General features: G+C 73.9%; 14 protein-coding genes and 3 tRNA genes. 3 read left to right on the top strand and 14 right to left on the bottom strand.

Features of this window, described 5'->3' with window-relative positions; all coding sequences use genetic code 11:
- Window positions 1-121 precede the first annotated feature (121 nt).
- Together leuD and leuC are read right to left on the bottom strand one after the other, a co-directional pair.
- Entirely contained in the window at window positions 122-730 is a 609-nt protein-coding gene (leuD, locus tag FM125_RS05980) for a 3-isopropylmalate dehydratase small subunit (RefSeq protein WP_087133973.1), read from the bottom strand.
- 3 nt (window positions 731-733) lie between these two features.
- Window positions 734-2,200: a 3-isopropylmalate dehydratase large subunit gene (gene leuC / locus FM125_RS05975; RefSeq protein ID WP_087133972.1), complete on the bottom strand. Its 1,467-nt coding sequence runs from the start codon at window positions 2,198-2,200 to the stop codon at window positions 734-736.
- A 285-nt stretch (window positions 2,201-2,485) separates the two neighbouring features.
- Here leuC and FM125_RS05970 point away from each other — a divergent pair, with 285 nt between their 5' ends.
- Window positions 2,486-3,268: an IclR family transcriptional regulator gene (locus tag FM125_RS05970; protein WP_245232034.1), complete on the top strand. Its 783-nt coding sequence runs from the start codon at window positions 2,486-2,488 to the stop codon at window positions 3,266-3,268.
- Window positions 3,269-3,382: 114 nt separating this feature from the next.
- Here FM125_RS05970 and FM125_RS05965 read toward each other — a convergent pair whose 3' ends face one another.
- Genes FM125_RS05965 through FM125_RS05955 form a run of 3 tightly spaced genes read right to left on the bottom strand, consistent with a single transcriptional unit; the run spans window position 3,383 to window position 8,071 of the window.
- A complete protein-coding gene (locus tag FM125_RS05965) occupies window positions 3,383-4,474 on the bottom strand; it encodes a thiamine-phosphate kinase (RefSeq protein WP_167635477.1) in 1,092 nt (363 codons plus the stop codon).
- On the bottom strand, window positions 4,461-6,206 hold the full coding sequence (locus FM125_RS05960; RefSeq protein WP_067188768.1) for a GTPase: 1,746 nt from the start codon (window positions 6,204-6,206) through the stop codon (window positions 4,461-4,463). The genes FM125_RS05965 and FM125_RS05960 overlap by 14 nt, the downstream gene beginning before the upstream one ends.
- Window positions 6,203-8,071, bottom strand: coding sequence for a dynamin family protein (locus FM125_RS05955; protein WP_245829841.1), 1,869 nt, complete (start codon window positions 8,069-8,071; stop codon window positions 6,203-6,205). Before FM125_RS05955 ends, FM125_RS05960 begins: the two co-directional genes overlap by 4 nt.
- A 120-nt stretch (window positions 8,072-8,191) precedes the next feature.
- Here FM125_RS05955 and FM125_RS05950 point away from each other — a divergent pair, with 120 nt between their 5' ends.
- The gene (locus FM125_RS05950) at window positions 8,192-10,669 is read left to right on the top strand and encodes a glycosyltransferase family 2 protein (protein ID WP_087133971.1); all 2,478 of its coding nucleotides are present in this window, start codon (window positions 8,192-8,194) and stop codon (window positions 10,667-10,669) included.
- Window positions 10,670-10,726: 57 nt separating this feature from the next.
- Here FM125_RS05950 and FM125_RS05945 read toward each other — a convergent pair.
- The 5 genes from FM125_RS05945 to gltX form a co-directional block, all read right to left on the bottom strand.
- A tRNA-Glu gene (locus FM125_RS05945) sits at window positions 10,727-10,802 on the bottom strand.
- A 236-nt stretch (window positions 10,803-11,038) separates the two neighbouring features.
- Window positions 11,039-11,114, bottom strand: a tRNA-Glu gene (locus tag FM125_RS05940).
- Window positions 11,115-11,174: 60 nt separating this feature from the next.
- Window positions 11,175-11,246: transfer RNA gene (locus FM125_RS05935), tRNA-Gln, on the bottom strand.
- A gap of 208 nt (window positions 11,247-11,454) precedes the next feature.
- The gene (locus FM125_RS05930) at window positions 11,455-12,315 is read right to left on the bottom strand and encodes an HAD family hydrolase (RefSeq protein WP_087133970.1); all 861 of its coding nucleotides are present in this window, start codon (window positions 12,313-12,315) and stop codon (window positions 11,455-11,457) included.
- 31 nt (window positions 12,316-12,346) lie between these two features.
- Window positions 12,347-13,903, bottom strand: a complete 1,557-nt coding sequence (gene gltX, locus FM125_RS05925; RefSeq protein ID WP_087133969.1) for a glutamate--tRNA ligase — start codon at window positions 13,901-13,903, stop codon at window positions 12,347-12,349.
- Window positions 13,904-13,941: 38 nt separating this feature from the next.
- Between gltX and FM125_RS05920 the strand changes: the two genes are divergently transcribed.
- Complete coding sequence (locus FM125_RS05920) at window positions 13,942-15,693, top strand: polysaccharide pyruvyl transferase family protein (protein ID WP_087133968.1); 1,752 nt, start codon at window positions 13,942-13,944, stop codon at window positions 15,691-15,693.
- A gap of 48 nt (window positions 15,694-15,741) precedes the next feature.
- Here the strand turns inward: FM125_RS05920 and FM125_RS05915 are convergent, their stop codons facing one another.
- The 4 genes from FM125_RS05915 to FM125_RS12400 form a co-directional block, all read right to left on the bottom strand.
- Window positions 15,742-16,530: a fumarylacetoacetate hydrolase family protein gene (locus FM125_RS05915; RefSeq protein ID WP_087133967.1), complete on the bottom strand. Its 789-nt coding sequence runs from the start codon at window positions 16,528-16,530 to the stop codon at window positions 15,742-15,744.
- 34 nt (window positions 16,531-16,564) lie between these two features.
- Window positions 16,565-17,629, bottom strand: coding sequence for an SMI1/KNR4 family protein (locus tag FM125_RS05910; protein WP_087133966.1), 1,065 nt, complete (start codon window positions 17,627-17,629; stop codon window positions 16,565-16,567).
- A gap of 12 nt (window positions 17,630-17,641) precedes the next feature.
- The gene (locus tag FM125_RS05905; RefSeq protein WP_087133965.1) at window positions 17,642-19,726 is read right to left on the bottom strand and encodes a hypothetical protein; all 2,085 of its coding nucleotides are present in this window, start codon (window positions 19,724-19,726) and stop codon (window positions 17,642-17,644) included.
- Window positions 19,727-19,875: 149 nt separating this feature from the next.
- The coding region (locus FM125_RS12400) for a hypothetical protein (protein ID WP_219337030.1) at window positions 19,876-20,079 on the bottom strand (204 nt) is incomplete at its 5' end.

The following is a 20,079-nucleotide window of genomic DNA, read 5'->3' as shown; positions in this document are numbered from 1 at the left end:
GCAGTCCGCTGTGCGCGAATGGTCACACCGGACCGCGCCGGGCGGGGCGGTCCGACCGGGACGGCTCCTCCGGGTGGACCGGCTCGGGCCCGAGGGCGGACCGACTCGGGCCCGGTCTGCGTCAGCTCGCGGCCGTGCGGGCCGGCAGGGTCCTCGGCTTGAAGTCCGGTCGCCCTGACTCGTAGGCGGCGATGGCCTCCTCCTCGCCGAGGGTGACGGCGATGTCGTCGAGCCCCTCGAGCAGGCGGTGCCGGGTCTCGTCGTCCAGCTGGAACGACGTGGTGAAGGAGCCACAGGTCACGGTGCGGGAGAGGAGGTCCACGGTGACGGAGGCGCCGGGCTGGTTCTCCAGCTCCTTCCAGATCCGCTCGATGTCCGCCGCCTCCACCTGAGCCGCCACGAGGCCCTGCTTGGCGGCGTTGCCGCGGAAGATGTCCGCGAAGCGCGGCGAGAGCACGGCGCGGAAGCCGTAGTCCTTGAGCGCCCAGACGGCGTGCTCGCGGGAGGAGCCGGTGCCGAAGTCCGGCCCGGCCACCAGCACGGTGCCGGCGGAGTACGGCTCGGTGTTGAGGATGAACTCCGGGTCCTGGCGCCAGCCTGCGAACAGGGCGTCGTCGAAGCCGGTGCGGGTGATCCGCTTCAGGTAGACGGCGGGGATGATCTGGTCCGTGTCCACGTTGGACGCGCGCAGCGGGACGCCGATGCCGGTGTGGGTGGTGAACTTCTCCATGGCTCAGGCCTCCTGGGGGACGCGGTCGAGGGCGGGCAGGTCGGACGGGCTCGCCAGACGGCCCAGCACGGCGGTCGCCGCGGCCACGACCGGCGAGACCAGGTGGGTGCGGCCTCCCTTGCCCTGGCGGCCCTCGAAGTTGCGGTTCGAGGTGGACGCGCAGCGCTCTCCCGGCTCCAGCTGGTCCGGGTTCATGCCGAGGCACATGGAGCAGCCGGCGAAGCGCCACTGGGCGCCGAAGTCCTCGAAGATGCGGTCGAGGCCCTCCTCCATCGCCTGCAGACGCACGCGGGCGGACCCCGGCACGACCATGACGCGCACCCCCTCGGCCTTCTTCCGCCCCTCCACCGCGGAGGCGAAGGCGCGCAGATCCTCGATCCGGGAGTTGGTGCACGAGCCCATGAACACGGTGTCCACCGCGATGTCCTTCATGGCGGTTCCCGCCTCGAGGCCCATGTACTGCAGCGCCTTGGCGGCGGCGGCCTGCTCGTCCGGGTCGGAGAAGGACTCCGGATGCGGGACGGCGTCGTTCAGGCTGACGCCCTGGCCGGGGTTGGTTCCCCAGGTGACGAACGGCTCGAGCGCGTCCGCGTCGATCACGACCTCGGCGTCGAAGACGGCGTCCTCGTCGGTGCGCAGGGTCCTCCAGTGCTCGACGGCGGCGTCCCAGTCGGCGCCCTCGGGAGCGTGGGGGCGGCCCTTGATGTACTCGAACGTGGTGTCGTCCGGAGCGACCATGCCGGCGCGGGCTCCGGCCTCGATGGACATGTTGCAGATGGTCATGCGCGCCTCCATGGAGAGGGCGCGGATGGCCTCGCCGCGGTACTCGAGCACGTACCCCTGCCCTCCACCGGTGCCGATCTTCGCGATGACGGCGAGGATGAGGTCCTTCGCGGTCACGCCCTCACGGAGGGTGCCCTCCACGGTGATCGCCATGGTCTTGAACGGCTTGAGCGGCAGCGTCTGGGTGGCGAGCACGTGCTCGACCTCGGAGGTGCCGATGCCGAACGCCAGCGCGCCGAACGCGCCGTGCGTGGAGGTGTGGGAGTCGCCGCAGACCACCGTCATGCCGGGCTGTGTCAGGCCCAGCTGGGGTCCGACGACGTGCACGATGCCCTGCTCCCGGTCGCCCAGGGAGTGCAGGCGGATGCCGAACTCCTCGGCGTTGGAGCGCAGGGCCTCGATCTGTGTGCGGGAGGTCGGGTCGGCGATCGGCCGGTCGATGTCCAGCGTCGGGGTGTTGTGGTCCTCGGTGGCGATCGTCAGGTCCGGCCTGCGCACGGGGCGGCCGGCCAGTCGCAGGCCCTCGAAGGCCTGCGGGCTCGTGACCTCGTGGAGCAGGTGGAGGTCGATGTAGAGCAGGTCGCGGCCGCGGGCCGCTCCCTCGCCCTCTCCGCGGACGACCACGTGCTCGTCCCAGACCTTCTCCGCCAGCGTGCGCCCGCGGGAGGTCTCGTGTGTGCCGGTCATGCGGCGCTCCTTCGTCGGTTTCGGGCCGGGCCGATCAGGCCTGGCCCCGGGTTGTCGTCCAGGCCAGGGATGGCGGCCCGGTGCGGGGCCAGAGGTGGCGGCCCGTCACTGTCTTCACTGTCATCCTCGAGCCCAGGCGTGTCGACATCCGGTCGCCTCGGTTCCGCCATGCGGACACCGCAGCGAGGTCCCCGCCTCACCCCGGGGCCGCCGATTCCGCGTCATGATGCGGACGAGACGCGTCATACAGCGACTTCCGCATGGTGAGATGGATACCCTCACATCATGAGCAATGCCTCCTCCTTGCCTCCCCGTCCGGCCACGACCGCCCAGACGGACCTGCTGGGCCACCGTGAGCCCAGCGGCGTGGGCGTCGTGGACAAGTCCGCCGCGATCCTCGACGCCCTCGAGTCCGGCCCTGCGACCCTGGCCCAGCTCGTGACCACCACGGGGATCGCCCGCCCGACCCTCCACCGTCTCGCCGCGGCGCTGACCCACCACCGGCTGGTGGGCAAGGACCTCCACGGCCGTTATGTCCTGGGCTCGCGCCTGACGGAACTGGCCTCGGCGGCAGGTGAGGACCGGCTGACGACCGCCGCCGGCCCCGTCCTGCTCTGGCTGCGCGACGCCACGGGCGAGAGCTCCCAGGTCTTCCGCCGCCAGGCCGACGCCCGCGTCTGCGTGGCCTCCGCCGAGCGGCCCGTCGGCCTGCGCGACACCATTCCGGTCGGCACGCGCATGTCCATGAAGGCCGGCTCCGCCGCCCAGGTGCTGTTGGCCTGGGAGGACCACGAACGCCTCGTCGACGGGCTGGCCGGCGCCGTCTTCACGCCGACCGTCCTGGCCGCGGTCCGCCGTCGCGGCTGGGCACAGTCCCTGGCCGAACGCGAGCCGGGCGTCGCCTCCGTGTCCGCCCCGGTGCGCGGGCCCTCGGGCCGCGTGATCGCCGCCGTGTCCATCTCCGGGCCGCTCGAACGCCTCACCCGTCAGCCCGGCCGCGTGCACGCCGACGCGGTGGTCGCCGCGGCCACCCGGCTCACCGAGCTCATCCGCGCAGGCGAGGCCTGAGCGCCCCATAGCAGGCCAGGGCCCCCGACCGTCTCGGTCGGGGCCCCTGGTGCGTCGGTGTGCAGGCTCCGCCGGCGGCCGGCCGGCCCCGGTGCCTCGGCGCGCCGATGCGGTTCAGGCGAAGTGGTCCCACCCGGCCTCGCCCAGCAGCCGATGGCCGGCCGGCACGCGTCCCGACGACGGCACCGCACCGATCACCCGGAAGCCGGGCGGGACGCCGTGGCCGGGTCGCAGGACGGCCAGCAGACCGTAGTCCTCTCCCCCGCCGAGCACCCATTCCTCCGGGGCGATGTCCAGCAGCCGGCCGAGCCTGCGCAGCGGTGCGGCCGCCTCGGCGACCCAGGCCTCGTCAGCCCAGAGCTGCACGCCGTTGGCCGCTGCAAGCCGGTCCGCGTCCCGGCCGAGCCCGTCCGAGACGTCCATCCCGCAGGCGAGTGCGCCGGCGCCTGCGGGCCCGGCCCCCAGCGGCGGCCGGGGGCGCAGCTGGGCGCGAACGGCACGGACGAGCTCACGTGGACCGGGACGGTCCTGAGGCGCCAGTGCATGCCAGCGCTCCTCAAGCTCGGCGCGGTCGGTGAGCAGCAGGGCGAGCCCCGCCGCCGCCCAGCCCGGCGCGCTCCCGGCGTGGACCACGGCGCCGCCCTCGCTGCGGACCGCCGCGAGGTCCTGCTCCCCCATGGTCCGGCGCAGCACGCCGTGGGCTCCGGGCCGGCCGAGCACGGTGACGGCCAGTCCCGCACGGTCGGCGCCGCCGAGGTCGCCGCCGGCCACCCGGCACTCGTCCGCGCCCAGACGCAGCAGGGCGGTGGCGAGGCCGCGGGCGACGCCGGCGATCCAGGCCGCCTCGGTCCGCCGCGGTCCCGTCAGAGCCATGACGAGTGCCGTGGGCACTCCGCCCATCGCGTTGATGTCGGAGAGGTTCTGCGCCGCGGCCTTCCAGCCGACGTCGAAGCCACGGGTGCGGACGCCGGCCGGCCAGGTCGGCAGCCAGTCGTGGCCCTCGGCCATGGAGTCCGTGGAGACGAGGGTGCCGCCGGGCGACACCGGCAGCAGGGCCGCGTCGTCCCCGATGCCCACGCTGCCCTCCGGCCACGGACGGCGTTCTTCGACCACGGCCAGCTCCCGGCCGATCAGGCGCAGCACTCCGGCTTCGCCTAGACCGGCGAGCGTCCGGGCGCCGTCGTCGTGGTGCTCAGCGGCGGGCACGGGGGCCTCCCCGCCCGGCATCTGCGCCCCGGGCCCGGGCGAGGGCGGCCCGGAAGTCCGCAAGCCGGGCGATCTCCTCCTCCACCGGACGGATGACCTCGCGGCGGCCGACCTCGGTGGTGGCCTCCTCGAGGCGGCGGCGCGCCCTGCGGCCCCGTCCGCGCGCCGCGAGCCGGGCGAGCGGGATCGCCATCAGCGCCAACAGGATGCCGAGGGCGATGCCTGCGACCAGCAGGAGCGTCGGCAGCGGGAAGCCCTCCACCTGCGGTGCCTCGGGCAGGTGGAACTGCAGGTACGCGGCCAGCGCATAGACACCGAGCCAGCCGGCGCCCACCACTGCGGTGAGCAGGGCCAGCCACTGGAGCACGTTGAACACCGGCCACCACCACGAGCCCTTGCCGGCCTGGAGGTCGGTGCCGGCGATGGCCTGGTCCACGGCGTCCGGCAGCCGCTCCTGGCGGCTGCGGCCGGCCCGGCGGGTCGAGGCCTCCCACGGCTCGGGGGCGCCGGCGGAGGCATCGATGACGAGCGAACGGACTGCGGCGGCCACGGCGGCCTTCTGAGTGCCGCTGCGCTCCGGCAGGGAGGTGCGGTGCAGCGACGGATCGTGCTCCGGGGCGTCCCCGTCCCGCTGCGGCAGCGGACGGGACGGCAGCAGGTGCAGCCGACGCAGCGGGTCCGTGCGGAAACGGTGGGTCCAGCGCAGCAGGGGCCAGCCCGTGGCGCGGGTGGCGCGCAGGCGGTAGGACCCCTCGACCGCACGGACCACGGCGGGCACGCCGCCGGCCACGGCGAGGTCACGGCCGAGGCGCTCTGCCCTGCCGGAGCCGACGCCGGCAGGCTCTCCCTTGCCGGAGGCGGCGTCCAAGGCGTCCGCGTGGGCGGCGACGTCCGCGGACAGGCGTGCGGAGGCGGCGCCGCGCTCGGCGACGATGCGGGCGATCTGCGCGCCGACCTCGTCCAGGCCCTCTCCGGTGCGGGCGGAGGCGGCCATGACCCGCACATCTCCCAGCCCGTGGCCGGTGAGCATGCGACGCAGGGAGGCGATGACCTCGTCCCGGTCGCGCACCTGGATGCGATCCACCTGGTTGAGGACCACCAGGGTTACAGCGGCGTGGGAGCCCATGGTGGCCAGGAAGTCGCGGTGCAGCACGGCGTCGGCATACTTCTCCGGATCCACCACGAAGACGAGCACGTCCACGTGTCCGGCGAGACGTTCGGTGACCGTGCGGTTCTCGCGGACCACGGAGTCCACGTCCGGCAGGTCCAGCAGGATCAGGCCGGTGGCGTCGGCACCCTCGCGGCGGCCGATCCCGAACAAGCCCTGACGGCCCTGGTCCAGGTGCGGGGCGTCGTCCAGAAGGTGGCGCTGCTTCACGCCGAGCCAGTCCAGCAGCGCGGCGGCGCCGCCGCCCTCGCCCGTCTGGTCCTGGCCGCGGCCCACGCCCCAGACGGCGGCGAGCGCCTCGGAGGTGGTCGGACGGGTGGCCGCCACACGGGCCAGCTCGCGGCCGGTCAGGGCGTTGAACAGGGAAGACTTGCCGGAGCCGGTGGCCCCGAAGAAGCCCACCACCGTGTGGTCCGCAGAGAGCGAGGTCCGCACGGAGGCGGCGTCCATGGCGGCGTGGGCGTCGTCCACCACGGGGTCCGGCAGGCGGTCACGGCCGAGTTCCGCGGCCTCGCCCAGGGCGGCCAGACGGTCGTGCAGGCTCGGGGCGGTGCTGCGGCTCATGCGTGGTCCTCCTCCGGGTCCACGATGGACACGGCCTCGTCATCCAGGTCCTGGGCGTGGTGCCCGCCGGATCGGGCCGCGTCGGTGTCGGTGCCGGGCGCCCCGACGGTCGTCGGGGTTCCGGAGAGGCCGGAGCGCAGGGACGGGGCCAGGCGGCGCAGGGCGGCGGTGTCCTCGGCGGTGCGCTTCCGCTCGACCAGCGGCAGGAACTGGTCGGACAGGGCGCCGTCGAGCAGTCGTCGGACGCGCATGTCCAGCAGGTCGTTCGCTTTCTTGGCCATGCGTCGCACCGCGTCCTCGCCGAAGATCGACTCGAGCAGCTTCTGGCCGACGACGGCGGTGCCGCCTGCGATGCCGACCTCCAGGCCGACGAGGCCGCCGGTGGAGGCGAAGGAGAGGACCATGAGGGCCACCGCGGCGCCGTTGACACCGAACGCTGCCAGGCGGGCCTTGGTGCGTCGACCGGCGCCCTCCTCCTGGATGAGGGCGAGCACGTCCTGCTGCCAGGCGCGGATGACGCCGGCCGCCTCCTCCGAGAATCCGCTCGGCAGGGCGCCGAGGTTGCGGCCGGACAGGACGGCGCTGCCGGCCGGCTCGGCCTTCCAGCGGCGCTCGATGTCCTCGGCGGCGTCGGCGGCGGCCTCCACGATCACGGCGTGCAGTCCGGTCTCCAGAGCGGTCTCGACCTGCTCCGGCGGAGCCGGGCGGCCGCGGACGAACGCCGCGAGTCGGTCGCGCATGCGGCCGATGCCGGACTCCAGGCCGCGGAAGAACTCGCCGGTGCCGACGAAGTCCTGCCAGCGGGCGAGGACCTCACCGCGCAGCAGGGTGCCGTCCGACGTGGCCTCCTCGACCTTCGTGGCGGCGCGGTCGGTGGCCTCGGCCACGATGCGGGCCAGGGCGTCGGCCGCAGACTGCTGCTCGGCCTCGGCGTCCGCCAGGGCGTCGACGCGCTGGGCCAGCTGGGCCAGGACGCCGTCCACCGTGCGGCGGGCGACCGCCGAGCGGGCGGCGGCGTCCTCGGCGAGCTCCGTGAGCCACCGGCGCAGCCCTGCGACGTGCTCCTCGGGGAGCAGGCCCCGCTCGTCGAACCGGGTCTCCGGGATCACGTGGACCGGGGAGTCGGCCAGGCCGCGCTCGGAGAGCATCCGGCGCAGGTCCGGGACGACGTCCTGCTCGGCACCGTCCGGGACGCGTCCCAGGACGATGGCCACGGTGATGTCGCGCGCGGCGGCCTCACCCAGCAGCTGCCACGGCACGGCGTCCGCGTAACGGTGCGCGGTGGTGGTGAAGATCCAGAGGTCTGCGGCTTCGAGCAGCTGGCGGGACAGTGCGCGGTTGTCGTCCGAGACGGAGTCGATGTCCGGGGCGTCGACCATCGCGATGCCGGCCGGCAGCGCGGGCTCCGCCACGAGGGCCACGGTGTCCATGGCACTGCCGTCCGGCTCCACCGGGCCGGCGGAGACGGAGCGGTGCACACGGACGCGGGCGAGCTCGGGCAGCACCCGTGGACCGGAGAACCAGTGCTCGTCGTCCGGGTGGTGCAGCAGCAGGGGCTGGCGGGTGGTGGGGCGCAGCGCCGAGGAGCGGGAGACCTCGTGGCCCACGAGGGCGTTCACGAGGGTGGACTTTCCGGCGCCGGTGGAGCCGCCGACGACGGCCAGCAGAGGCGCGTCGAGCGAGTCCAGCCGAGGCAGGACGTAGTCGTCGATCTGGTGCAGCGTGCGTTCACGCAGGGCGCGCTGATCGGCCACGCCGGAGGTCTCGAGGGACAGCTCGACGGCGTCGGCGTGGGAGCGCGCGGCCCGGACGGTCTCCTGGACCGCCTCGAGCGCAGCGGCGTCGCGGTGGGAAGTGTTCGTCACCCGCCCATGATGGCACGTGGGCGGGCGCCGGCCACGCCCTGTCAGATCCCCTCCGCGCACCGCGCGTCGGTGCCCGGTCACCGACGGTGCCTCCGCGGCCTGCTCCCTATAGTGGACGGTGTGACGTTCATCGCTCTGCCTCCGCACTGGTCTCCTCCGTCGCTGTCGGGCGGCCTGCTCTCCGACGAGTCGTGGACCGGACCCTCCGTGCGGTACCTGCGCTGCGCCGACGACGCCCCCGAGGTCCTGGAGCATCGGCGCGCAGGCAGCGACTACCTGGTCCACGCCGGCACGCTGGGCGACCTCTCCCGCCCCGGACCGGGCCTCCCCCCTCGGGGGGAGACGACCGGGCTCGCGGTCGACCTCGTGACGGAGGCACCGAGCACGAAGGCGATCGTCGTCGACGTGGCGGTGGTGGAGTTCGACGACCGGGGCACGAAGTCACGGGTCACCTTCGTGCCCGCCAACGCCCCGACGGTTCACGTGCTCCGCGGAGACTGCGAGCGGTTCCGTCTGGCCCTGCGGATCCGCGGCGCCGGACGGATCCGGCTGAAGCATGTCGGGGTGGCTCCCCTCACCGACCGCTCCCGCGCCGCCTGGAACACACCGGCGGGCGTGGCGCCGTTCGTCGCCGCGCTTTTGCGCCGTGCCGCGCCGCTCGCCCAGCGCTCGCAGGCCGAGGCCTGGCGCCGCGCCGGAGGGGGCCCCACCACCTGGGGCATGTTCGATCCGACCGCAGGCGGCACCGTCCTGTGGCCCGTGGACACCGACGAGGACGGCGGCACCGCCATGCTCGCCCGTTCGCTCGAGTCCTCGGGCGAACAGTGGATCCGACGCGAGGCCCTGGCGGCCGCTTCGGACGACGTCGTCGAGGCGGCGGCCGCGCACCACGTCATCGCGACCGCCGGAGACGATGCCGCTCGCCGCCGGCTGGAGGGGTTCCTGGCCCACGGCCTGTCGGTGGTGACGGACCAGAGCGCGTGGGTGCGCCGGACCGCCCCGCAGATCCATGCGGTCCCGGTGGATCAGGACCTCGCCTACCTGAACCGCCCCCTGCGCCGCTACGAGGCGGCCGCCCGGACGGCGGCCGCCTGGGAGGCCGCGGACCGGCTGGAGTCCGGCTCCCCCACCCGACCGCGCCTGACGGTGCTGGCGCTGTACGACCGCGCGCCGACGACGGATGTCCCCGAGGCGCCGGCCTGCGCAGACCTGCTGGTCCGCACCGTGGAGGACTTCCCTCTGCCGGAGGCCCTGGACGCCTTCTGCCGCGCCGAGGGCGTCGATGTGCTCGTGCCGCTGCGCGCCGGCGACCGGCACGGACGTCGGTACCTGCACAGCAGGGTGCTGCCTTTCCTGTCCCTGGAGGTCGACCGGGTCGTCCAGCCGATCACGATGGCGGACCTCGAGCGCCGCCAAGCAGACGGAGAGCCCCTTGCCGAGATCCTGGCCGGCTGCCATGTGGGCGTCCACGACCGCGGCGACGTCTGGACGAGCGGACTCTCCCTGTCGGCGGCGCCGGCCTCCGCCTGGCTGTGGGGCGTGCCCGACGGCGGTCGCGCCTTCGCCGTGGACCCGTTCGAGCTGGACTGCCCGCCGGGAAAGCTGTTCGCAGATCCGGATCCGGCCGAGGACACCGCCCATGCCTCCGGTCCCGACCTGACCGTCGTCCTGCCGGTCTACAACAACGGACGGCACCTGCTGGAGACGGCTCTGCCCTCGCTGGCCCGTCAGGAGTGCTGGCCCCGGATGCACGTCATGCTGGTGGACGACGGCTCCACGGACGGACGCACCCCGGACGTGTGCCGCTCGCTGGCGGAACACTGTCCGCGGATCACGGTCCACCTGTTCGAGGACGGCGGGTCCGGCTCCGCGTCGCGTCCGCGCAACTGGGGCGTGGAGCAGGTCCGCACGGAGCTCGTCTCCTTCCTCGACCCGGACAACGAGATCAGCCCCGGCGGCTACGACCGGCTTCTCGACCTGTACGTCGCCCGCCGGGCAGAGGAGCGGACGCCGGACCTCGTCTCGGGCTTCCAGGTGAAGATCGGCGACGACGCCCGGGTGATGGCCCGCCACGCCTTCGGGGAGCGTGAGGTGGCGGACGCGCGCCGGGAGTTCTTCCGCGGGCGCCACTTCCCCACCGTGTCGACCCAGGCGGCCGTGCTGCGCACGCAGTTCCTGCGCTCGGCCGGCATCCGCTTCGTCGAGTCGGCCTCCGGCGAGGACACGCTGTACGGCTGGGAGGTCCTCCTCGCAGCGGAGAACGCGGTCTTCACGGACCGTGCACACCTGGTCTACGTGGCGGACCGTGCCGGTTCCGTCACCAACGACGCCTCCGCACGTCTGTTCCACAAGCACCTCGTGGTGGAGCACGCCCGTCTCGCCTGGCTGCAGGAGAACGACCTGCTGGAGACCTTCTGCTCCGGTCAGCTGCAGCGCTCCCTCGACACCTGGTACGCACCGCTGCTCGAGCAGGTGGCTCCCGAGGAGCGGGCCGAGGCGGAGTCCGTGCTCGCCGAGATCGTGGCCCTGTACCCGACCGGGGCGCCTGCGGCCGAGCAGGCCGCCGGCGGCGCCCCGTCCTCGTCCGACGACGGCTGAGGCGCGTCCGGCAGACGCACGAGAGCCCCGGCCCGAAGACCGGGGCTCTCGTCACGGTGGTGACCCCAGCGGGATTTGAACCCGCGTTACCGCCGTGAGAGGGCGGCGTACTAGGCCGCTATACGATGGGGCCGAGCCGTTGCTCCGGGCGACGTGTGCCGTCCGCGGCAACTCCACAAATGTAGCAGGGCCCCGCCTCCGGGCAAAATCGGCGGTCGAGGCAGCGGCGCGCCGTCCCCGGCAACGGGACCGGCTGCCGGCCCCGCGAGCGCCCGGACGGACGGCCCCCGCCGGACTGACGGCACGTCCGGCGCAACGGCATCGCGGACGCACGAAAGCCCCGGTCCGAAGACCGGGGCTTTCGCGGGTTGGTGACCCCAGCGGGATTTGAACCCGCGTTACCGCCGTGAGAGGGCGGCGTACTAGGCCGCTATACGATGGGGCCGAGAGCGTTGTCCCGACTCGCGTCGGAGCAACTCGAGAAGCCTACCACAGCTTCTGCGAGCTGGGGTACCAGGACTCGAACCTAGAATGACGGTACCAGAAACCGTTGTGTTGCCAATTACACCATACCCCACTGCCGGTCAATGCTTGACTGACCGTCAGCTCGTTATTCACGAACGTGTGTTCCCGGGTTCCCCCGGCAACGAGTAAGAACTCTACACGTCCTTCCCTGCGAGTGCAAAACCGGCGGCGCGTGATCTCCACCATCCGTCGCAGCGGCGCGCCCGGACGCCTCTGCCGGCCGCGCCCCTCGCGCCTGCGCGCCGCCAGCCGAGTCCTCCTCAAAGCCAGGCACGCAACGCCTCGAGCGAGCCGATCCGCCAGCAGCCCCGCTCCGGCTCCCACACCGGCGCAGCCGTGGCACGACGGATCTCATGCCCGCTTGGGTCCACCGGCTCCGTGCCGGCGCCCTCCCCGGAGCCGTCCGCCGTGTCCGAGGCATCACGCACGGACCAGACCGGCACGAGCCCGGCACCGCTCGCGCCGGCAACATCGTGCTTCAGGCTGTCCCCGACGAAGAGCGTCCGCGCCGGCTCGGTGCGGAGCCCTGCGCAGCCGGCCAGGAACGGGGCCGCATCCGGCTTGGGCGCACCGACCGTGTCGGACCCCACGACCACGTCGATCCACCCCAGGCCGATCGCCGCGGCCTTGCCGCGCTGGTACTCCTCGACGTTGTTGGTGACGATCCCGACGGGGCGCCCCGAGGCCCGGACCTGCTCGAGCACCGCGGCGACCTCGGGGAACAGCCTCCAGTGGGAGCGCACGAGGTGCTCGTACTCCGTCACCCAGAGCTGCGCATCCGGCACCGCCGCGGCGGCAGGCGCCCCGAGCCCCTGCAGGGCGTCGGCGGCCCGTGCCAGGCGCTGCTCCGCGAAGGTCAGCTCTCCGGCGATGTACCGCTGGTAGTGCCCGCGCACGTCTGCGGCGAAGTCGACGGCCGCGGCCCGCAGCGGCTCTTCTCCCAGGGCCTCCACGCCGGGCCACTGCCGGCAGACGGTGACGGTGAAGGCGGCCCGCTGGGCGGTCTTCAGGTCCAGCAGGGTGTCGTCGAGGTCGAACAGGACGCCGTCCCACGCCGGAGCCCCGGAGGCGTCGGCCTCCGGGGCTCCGGGCTGGGACCGGCCGTCATGGCGGTCGGTCATCGCGACCCTCCGGTCCGCGTCGGCACCAGGCTCAGAGGCCCTGCGCGGCGGCGAATCGGTCCAGGCGGGCCAGCGCGGACGCCTTGCCGAGGATCTCCAGGGACTCGAACAGCGGCGGGGAGACCTTCTTGCCGGTCACGGCCACGCGCACCGGGCCGAAGGCCTGGCGCGGCTTCAGCTCGAGGCCGTCGATCAGCGCGGCGCGCAGGGCCTGCTCGATCGCCTCGGTGGTGAAGCCGTCCTCCGGCAGGGCGTCGAGGGCCTCGCGGGCTGCCGAGACGGCGGCGCCCAGGTCCGCCGGCATGCCCTTCATGGCCCCCTCGGCCGTGGCGATGTCCGCGTCTGCGGTGAAGAGGAAGGCGAGCATGTCCACGGCCTCGCCCAGCAGCTGCACGCGCTCCTGGACGAGGGGGGCGGCCGCGGCGAGGATCTCCTCCTCGCGGTCGGTCGGCTCCTGGGCCATCAGGCCTGCGGCCTGCAGGTAGGGCAGCAGACGCCCACGGAAGTCGTCCTCGTCGAGCATGCGGATGTGGGTGCCGTTGATGGCGACGGCCTTCTTCTCGTCGAAGCGGGCCGGGTTCGCCAGCACCTTGTGCACGTCGAAGTGCTCCACGAACTGCTCGGGGGTGAAGATGTCCTCGTCGGCGGACAGCGACCATCCGAGCAGGGCGAGGTAGTTCAGCAGGCCCTCGCGGATGAAGCCGTTGTCCCGGTGGTGGAACAGGTTGGCCTGCGGGTCGCGCTTGGAGAGCTTCTTGTTGCCCTGGCCCATCACATAGGGCAGGTGGCCGAACTCAGGCATGTACGCCGCCACGCCCACGGCGTAGAGGGCGCGGTACAGGGCGATCTGCCGCGGGGTCGAGGAGAGCAGGTCCTCGCCGCGCAGCACATGGGTGATGCCCATGAGGGCGTCGTCCACGGGGTTCACCAGCGTGTAGAGCGCGGACCCGTCACCGCGCACCACCACGAAGTCCGGCACGGAGCCGGCCTTGAAGGTGATCTCGCCGCGCACCATGTCCGTGAAGGTGATGTCCTCGTCCGGCATGCGCACACGCCAGACCGGGACGCGGCCCTCGGCCTCGAAGGCGGCGATCTGCTCGGCGGTCAGGTCGCGGTCGAAGCCGTCGTAGCCGAGCTTGGGGTCGCGGCCGGCGGCGCGGTGGCGTGCCTCGGTCTCCTCCGGGGTGGAGTAGGACGGGTAGATGTAGCCGCCGTCCTTGAGCTTGTCGATGACGTCCGCGTAGATGTCCTTGCGCTGGGACTGGCGGTAGGGCTCGTGCGGGCCGCCGACCTGGACGCCCTCGTCCCAGTCGATGCCGAGCCACGTCATGGCCTCGACGAGCTGCAGGAAGGACTCCTCGGAGTCGCGCTTGGCGTCGGTGTCCTCGATGCGGAACACGAGGGTGCCGCCGGTGTGACGAGCCCAGCCCCAGTTGAACAGGGCGGTGCGGATCAGCCCCACGTGCGGGGTGCCGGTCGGAGAGGGGCAGAAGCGGACGCGGACGGGGGTGTCCGCATCCACCTGGGGGACGTCGGCGGACGCGGCACGGGAGGCGGGAAGGTGGTCGGTCGCGATGGCATCAGACATAGTGGTCCTCAGCCTACTCCCGACGCCCTGGAGGACCCGTGATCTCCGCCGAACCGACCGCCGCCTCCGCCGCCGAGCCCCGTCGGGTCACCGTGGTGGGCTACTACGGCGCCCGCAATCTGGGAGACGACCTCCTGCTCTCCGCGATCCATGAGGGGCTGCGGCGCGCGGACCCGCAGGTCCGTGTCCAGGTGGCCGCCGAGCATCCGCAGCACGTGGCGGCGCTGCCGGGCCTGTCCGCCCACTCGCGGCTGGACCACGCCGCGACCTTCGAGCACGTCCGCCGCTCCGACGCCCTCGTCCTGGGCGGAGGCGGGCTGTGGCACGACTACTCCTTCGAACGGGCCGGCGGGCTCCTGGGCTTCGTCACCGCGGCGAAGGTGTCCATGCCCGGCTACGGGATCCCGGCGATGCTGGCCGAGATGCTGGGCGTCCCGGTCCACGTCCTCGGGATCGGCGCCGGGCCGATCCGCAGCGAGGACGCCGCCCGGGCGGTCCGCGCGGTCGCCCGCACGGCCGAGACTCTGACCGTGCGGGACGAGGACAGCGCCCGGATCCTGGAGCCGTTCGCCGCCGACCTGCCGGAGGTCCGCCTCGCTCCGGACCTCGTGTACTCCCTCTCCCTTCCCGACGGCGGCCCCTCCTACGACGAGGCCCGCTCGCCTGCCGCGTCCGTCGCCAGGGCCAGGGAAGCGGGCCGCGCGGTCGTCGCGGTGAACCTGCGCTCCTGGGCCGACGGGGACATGGCGCGCCTGCGGACCCGGCTGGCCGCGGCCCTGGCGGCCGTCGCCACGACGAGGCCCCTCACCGTGGTGACGCTCCCCTTCCAGGCGGGGCCGGGCCGGGATGCGCAGGCGCTGGCGGAGCTCACCGCGCTGCTGCCCGAGGACGTCGAGCGCATCGACCTGGCGGAGCCGCCGCCCCTGGCCGAACTGACGGCGCTGCTGCGCGGGGTGGACGCCGTCGTGGCGATGCGCCTGCACGCCTGTCTGCTCGCGCACCGCTGCGGGACGCCGACGGTCGGTCTGGACTACGACCCGAAGGTGGGCCGGCACTTCCGGGAGGCCGACCGCGCCTCCGCCTGCCTGCCGCTGGACGCCGACGCCGCGGCCCTGGAGCACGCCCTGCGTGCGGCCCTGGACGGACCGTTGCCCAGCACGTGCGTGCAGCGCATCCGGGACCTGGAGGCGCAGTCCCGTGCCGCCGTGGACCACGTGGCGCGGCGGATCGTCGCCGCAGGCATCCGCCCCCGCCCTCGGGACCCTGCCGTCGGGTCCGCAGCCGCGGCCGCAGCGCTCGGGACCGGAGCCGTCGGGGGGCCGGCGGCCGTGGAGCCGGCGGCGTTCTCCGGGATGGTCCTGTCCGACGAGAAGGGACGACTGACGGCACGGGACGTGGACCGCCGGACCCGGGCACGGGCAGACCGTCTCTCGCTCGCCCTTCCCGAGTCCGAGAAGACCCTCGCGGCGGGGCGTCGCCTGGGTTTCTCCGGCGTCCTCACCGCCGCGACGGGCGCCGCGGCGGTCCTGGAGCTCCCCGCCGTCCCGGCACACGATGGCGACGGCCCGACGGTCGAGCTGGTCTGCGGCGGGTCCGTCCTCCGCCTGTCCCTGACGCAGGCTCCGGATCGCCGACGGGTGCTGCTGCGTGCCCCGGAGGGCGGTCGGAAGGTCGACGTCTCCCTCACGCTGCACGGCCCGAGGTCCGGGACCGCACCCTGGGACGGTGCGGCGGAAGTGTCCCTCACGCTCACCGGAGACGACGCCGCGGGACTCTGGGTCGCCCCATGACCGGCCGCCGCACCGGACGGCCGCCCGTGGGTCGCCGGTCTCGACGCGTCAGCGCCGGAAGGGCGTGCTGAAGGAGCCGATGCCCTCCACAGCCACCTCGACGCGCTGGCCCTCGCGGACGTGGCCCACGCCGGAGGGGGTGCCGGTGAGGATCACGTCGCCGGGCAGCAGGGTGAAGGCCTCAGAGGCGGCGGAGACCAGCTCGGCCACGGAGAAGACCATGTCGTCCGTGGTGCCGTCCTGGGCGGGCTCGCCGTCGACGGCGGAGGTGATCCGCACGGGCGCCTCCACGTCAAGCTCGGTTTCGATCCAGGGGCCGAGCGGGCAGGCGCCGTCGAAGCCCTTGGCGCGGGCCCACTGCAGGTCGGTGCGCTGAGCGTCGCGGGCGGTGAGGTCGTTGGCCACCGTGTAGCCGAAGACCACGTCCTTGACCCGCTCGAGCGGCACCTCCTTGCAGATGGTGCCGATTACCACGGCCAGCTCGGCCTCGTAGGACACCTCGTCGGAGAAGGACGGCAGGGTCACCGGCTCGCCCGGGCCCACCACGGAGGTGTTGGGCTTGAAGAAGAACTGGGGGCTGGCGGGCACCTCGTTGCCGAGCTCCGCAGCGTGCTCCGCCCAGTTCCGGCCCACGCCGATGACCTTCGAGCGCGGGATGATCGGCGCCACCAAGCGCACGTCGGGCAGCCGGTGGACGGTGCCGGTGGTCTGGATCCCGTGGAAGAACGGGTCGCCGGCCAGCGCCGTGACGGTCAGCTCCTCCTGTCCGGCGTCGGCGGGGCCCTCCACGAGCCCGTACTGCGGTTCTGCCTGGTCCACGAAACGTGCGATGCGCATGGGGCCAGCCTAGTAGCAGGGCGCCACGCGTCGGTCAGGGCTCCAGGTCCTCCACGTGGTCCTGCAGCCAGGACCGGAAGTCGGGATGCGTCACCCGGGTCTCCCCTTCGCCGTACTCGAGGATCTGCCCGCGCTCTCCGGCGGGGCCGGGGGCGCAGTCCAGGATCACGAACGCGCCCGTGCCGTGGTCGTAGATGGGCAGCCAGCCCCGGACGAACCCGCCGGGGGCCACGCGGCCGGAGTCGTCGTCGTTGGTGAAGCGGGCGCGCTCGGCGGCCGGGTCTGCCACGTCGGCGAGCTCCTCCTCGGCGTACTCCAGCAGCTCGCGCGCGTCCGCGGCGACCTCGTGGGCGCCGGCGAACTCGCGGTCCATCGAGCCGTTGGCCCGGTCCAGGAAGGCCCGGTAGTCGGCGGGCAGCGGCCCGCCCAGGAACGCCTCGAGCCGGTCCACCTGCTTCTGGGTCACGGGCCTGCGCCACTCCAGGTCCTCGAGCTCGAACAGCCGGTCGAGGAGCTCGCCCAGCGGCCGCGGCGGGCTCGGTTCCACTTCCACCGCCGCCGCCCCGCCGGACGACGACGCCCGCGGTGGCACGGCGAGCGCGGCCTGGCGCAGGCGCGTCAGGGCGGGCATGAATCCGGGCGGGAAGGCGGTCGCCGTCTCCGGTCCGGAGGACTCCGGCGGCGCGTCGATCCCGCGGTCCTCCCGCCACGCCTGGAGCCGGGCCTCGAGGTGTTCGTCCACGGCGGCACGCTGTTCGGCGGTGACGCCCGGGTCCAGTCGGGCGGCCCAGGCGCCGGGGACGTCGGTCGGGACGTCCGGGCCGCCGGCCGAGGCGACGGAGGTGGCCAGCCTGGCGGGCAACGCGGCGTTGTAGAGGGATGCGTATCCGGGGAGTCCGGTGGTCTCCGCCGCCCACTGCGCCGCCGGCAGCTGGGCCCAGGCCCGATCGGCGCCGGGGTCGGCGGCGAACGCGGCGGCGAGGGCCTCGCACCTGCTCCGCACGGCGGGCTGGTCCCCGCGCGCGGCAGCCTCCCACCAGGCGGCATGGACGGCGGCGAGGTCCCCCTCGCCTGCCGAAAGCTCAGGAGTCTCGGTCATGCGCGCCTCCCCTCAGCCCTTGAACATGCGTCGGAACAGGCCGCGCTTCTCGGCGGGCCGCTCGTCCGCCTCGCCCGCGTCATGGTCCTGACCGGGGGAATCCGCATCGGAGACGCCGGCGTCGCCGGCCGCCGCGGGGGCCTTCCCCTCTGCGTCGACGAACCGGACCACGGGCGCGCCGTCCTCAGCCATGTCCACCCCCGCCACCTGGGTGCCCTCAGGCATCCCCCGCAGTTGGGCGTAGACGCGCCCGTGGAACATCCAGTGGACCTCCAGGCTGTCCACCTCACGGTTCTCGGGCTCCTCGGCGCCGCCGAGGAACGGGGGCACCTTCACGCCCACGCAGGTGCCGGGGCGAAGCCGGTCCACGCCGAGCGCCTCGAACGTGCGGCGGCGGTCGGCGTCGTCGAACAGGTCCAGGGCCACGCCGGTGGTGAGCAGCTGCTCGATGCCCGGCTCGAACCCGCTGAGCCGCTCCCGCTCGCCTCGGGTGACGTCGTAGGAGACCAGCGCGGGGCCGTCGTCGTCCTCCCAGGTGACGTAGCGGCCGAGCCAGTCCACGATCACGGGCACCGCGCCGCCGGTGGCCTCGCCGAACGCGGTCTCGAGGTGGCGGCCGGCCTGGGCGGCGCCGTCGGCGTCGAGGAAGCGGAACAGGCCATGGTTGTGGACGCGCCCGGCGAGGCCGTACCACTCGAAGGCCTCGGCCACCTCGGGCGAGCCCTGGGGTACGCCTTCGGCCGGGTCGAGGGCGGTCACCTCCACACCAGTCTCGGCGAGGGCGACGTGGTGGGGCGCCTCCGCCTCGATCGGCGCGCCGGCGGTGTCCTCCCAGGGCCGCGGGGGCACCGACGCCTGGCCGGGCGCCCCGGCGGGGGCGGGCTGCAGGCGGAACGTGCCGCCGGGGGCGAAGAGGTAGCCCTGGAGCCGGCGGTCCGGGTCGAACTCGCGCGCCGCACGGACCAGTTGGGGGACGAGCCACCAGTAGACGTCCGTGGCCATGCCGCGGAAGGCGTCCGGGTCCACGGGGTCCTGCCCGGTGACGGCGGGCGGGGCCGGCGGGACCAGGGAGTAGCCCTCGGGGATCAGGGGCAGCCGCAGCCGCGCGCACTCACGGGACTTCGCGTGCTCCTCCAGCAGGTCCAGCATGGCGGGGTCCGTGGTGATCCGCTCGAGGAAGTCCTCCCCCTCGGCGACGGTCTCGGCGGTCAGGGTGGCGGGGTCGTACCGCACGATCGCGTCGGCGCCGTCCGCCTGCGTGCGCACGTAGAGCCGGCCGCGCCAGTCCACGAGGACCGGCGTTCCGGCGGCGTCCGGTCCGAAGGCCCCCGCGAGGTTCTCGGCGGCGCGCGCCGCTGCCTCGGCGTCCAGGCGGCGGGCGAGGCCGTGGTTGTAGACCTCCGGCCCCTCGGCGCTGGTGACGACGACGGCGTCCGCCCGGGTGCCGGCGCCCGGGGAGGCGGCGGGGTCCTGGTCCAGGTCGAAGATCACGCGCATGCGGCCGTCCCGGGGCTCGAGGGAGGCGAGGCGGGCGCCGGCCGGGCGGGAGTCCCACTGCTGCTTCACGTCCGCCATGGCCAGCGTGTAGTTCACGGTGGGCAGGGTGAGCACGTTCTCGGGGGCGGCCGGGTCCCCTCCGAGGAAGGCGGGCGTGTAGCAGCCGAAGCTCTCGGCGAAGGGCAGGTCGGTGACGCCGTGTGCCCGGCGCGCCGCCTCGAACGCCTCGATGCCGAGCACCGCGGCGGCGTCGGGGTCCGTGAGCACGGTGTCCATGAAGGGGGTGAAGTCCAGCACCGAGCCGGCCCGGAAGTCGGCGGGGTCGACCCGGACCACGGTGTCGACATCCGGGGTGCGGTACCGGCAGTACTGACGGGCCCGCCAGTCGACGGCGAACGGCACCATGCCCTGGGCGGTGCGCTCCCCGAGGTGGGCGGCGACCAGGCGCTCGGCGTCCGCCCCGGAGTCCCCGGTGTGGAACCGCAGCAGGCCGTGGGCCACGGTGGCGCCGGCCAGGCCGGCGGTGCCGATGCGTCCGTCGAGGTCCTCGTCCCGGTGGGGGACGGCGGCGGGTTCACGCGCGGTGACGGTCAGGCTCATGAGCGGTCTCCTCCTGGTGCACGACGTCGGGGCGCGGCGTGCGGTGACGCGTCACCACAACGGACCGGAAGCCCCCTCCTGCGTCCCACCCTGCCATGGCCAGCGGACGCGGGACGAGGGCGAACCGACGGCTGTGGACGACCGCCGACTCACCCGGTCACAAACCCGGAGAACTCCGGCGGCAACTCCACCCGCGGATCCGAGACCAGCAGCGGCTGCTCCAACGCCAACCCCAACCGGCCCCGCACCATCCGCGCACACCACTCGATCTCCGCATCCAGGAACTCATCACTCTGTCCCGCGTCAAGTAGTTGGCAGGATTTCCTTGGTTTTGAATGTCGGGGTGGTGGGGT

The organism is Micrococcus lylae (assembly GCF_900163825.1).
GTDB classification, from domain to species: Bacteria; Actinomycetota; Actinomycetes; order Actinomycetales; family Micrococcaceae; genus Micrococcus; species Micrococcus lylae.
Note: the sequence above shows the minus strand (reverse complement) of the source record. Positions and strands in the feature narration are given on the sequence as shown.

Coding starts and splice junctions, on each gene's coding strand:
- gltX (WP_087133969.1), bottom strand. CDS start 13,903: ATGTCTGATGCCATCGCGACCGACCACCTTCCCGCCTCCCGTGCCGCG.
- FM125_RS05910 (WP_087133966.1), bottom strand. CDS start 17,629: ATGACCGAGACTCCTGAGCTTTCGGCAGGCGAGGGGGACCTCGCCGCC.
- FM125_RS05930 (WP_087133970.1), bottom strand. CDS start 12,315: ATGACCGACCGCCATGACGGCCGGTCCCAGCCCGGAGCCCCGGAGGCC.
- leuC (WP_087133972.1), bottom strand. CDS start 2,200: ATGACCGGCACACACGAGACCTCCCGCGGGCGCACGCTGGCGGAGAAG.
- FM125_RS05905 (WP_087133965.1), bottom strand. CDS start 19,726: ATGAGCCTGACCGTCACCGCGCGTGAACCCGCCGCCGTCCCCCACCGG.
- FM125_RS05915 (WP_087133967.1), bottom strand. CDS start 16,530: ATGCGCATCGCACGTTTCGTGGACCAGGCAGAACCGCAGTACGGGCTC.
- FM125_RS05970 (WP_245232034.1), top strand. CDS start 2,486: ATGAGCAATGCCTCCTCCTTGCCTCCCCGTCCGGCCACGACCGCCCAG.
- leuD (WP_087133973.1), bottom strand. CDS start 730: ATGGAGAAGTTCACCACCCACACCGGCATCGGCGTCCCGCTGCGCGCG.
- FM125_RS05960 (WP_067188768.1), bottom strand. CDS start 6,206: ATGAGCCGCAGCACCGCCCCGAGCCTGCACGACCGTCTGGCCGCCCTG.